Annotated in this window: 1 protein-coding gene; it reads right to left on the reverse strand. The window is 57.1% G+C overall.

Annotated elements, in window-relative coordinates:
* On the reverse strand, nt 1–261 hold a 261-nt coding region (locus AAEZ06_RS27590; RefSeq protein WP_350617306.1), incomplete at both ends, for a TetR/AcrR family transcriptional regulator.

Genomic DNA, 261 nt, shown 5'->3' on the forward strand with positions numbered 1-261 from the left:
GTAAGACCGTTTCAATCGGCACGCCGTCGGGCAGTTCAAAAAACAAATCCGGCAACTGTTCAGAGCACTTGGCGAGGATCGCCGAGGAGAACAGCGTCTCTTTGTCGGTGAAATGGCTGTAGACCGTCAGTTTTGAGACCCCCGCCAGGGTCGCGACCGCATCCATGCTGGTGTTGGCATAGCCATGGGTCAGAAACAGGGATTTCGCCGCATCAAGGATGGCCTGGCGTTTTGCCATGTCCTTGGGGCGTCCGAGTGCAG

This window comes from Pseudomonas sp. HY7a-MNA-CIBAN-0227, from assembly GCF_040310325.1.
Classification (GTDB): domain Bacteria; phylum Pseudomonadota; class Gammaproteobacteria; order Pseudomonadales; family Pseudomonadaceae; genus Aquipseudomonas.